General features: G+C 40.1%; 1 protein-coding gene. It reads left to right on the forward strand.

The window, feature by feature from the left end:
- The coding region (locus QD409_RS35620) for an NAD(P)/FAD-dependent oxidoreductase (protein ID WP_430765065.1) at nt 1–568 on the forward strand (568 nt) is incomplete at both ends.

Raw genomic sequence — 568 nt, forward strand, 5'->3', positions numbered from 1 at the left:
CTACGATATATTAGTATTCGCAACCGGTGCTTCACCAATAACACCGCCTATTCAAGGTGTAAACGAGGAGCATGTCTTTCAAGTGAGGACAATCCAAAATACGGCTGCTATACATCAATATATGCAAGCAAACCAGCCGAAAAAAGCTACAATTATTGGCGGAGGATACATTGGATTAGAAATGGCAGAACAGCTTAAACTGAAAGGCTTAGATGTAACAATTGTACAACGAGGCAATCACATCATGAGCCACTTGGATAAGGATATGGCTGCAAGAGTCGAAGACTATCTTAAAAATAAGGAAGTTAGCCTTTTATTAAATGAGGAAGTAACAGCAATAAACAAGCAGGAAGTAATAACAAGGTCTGGTACAAAGATAGAAACAGACTTAGTCTTACTCGCAACAGGTGTGCGTCCAAACACTCTATTGGCTGAAAGCATAGGTGTGAAGCTTGGGTCTTCAGGGGCAATCGCGGTTAATTCAAAAATGCAGACAAACTTACCGGATGTATATGCYGTTGGYGATGTGGCAGAAAGTTATTCTGTTCTTACAGGGAAACAATTATAT

It is taken from the genome of Rhizobium sp. BR 315 (assembly GCF_050577975.1).
Lineage (GTDB): Bacteria > Pseudomonadota > Alphaproteobacteria > Rhizobiales > Rhizobiaceae > Rhizobium > Rhizobium miluonense.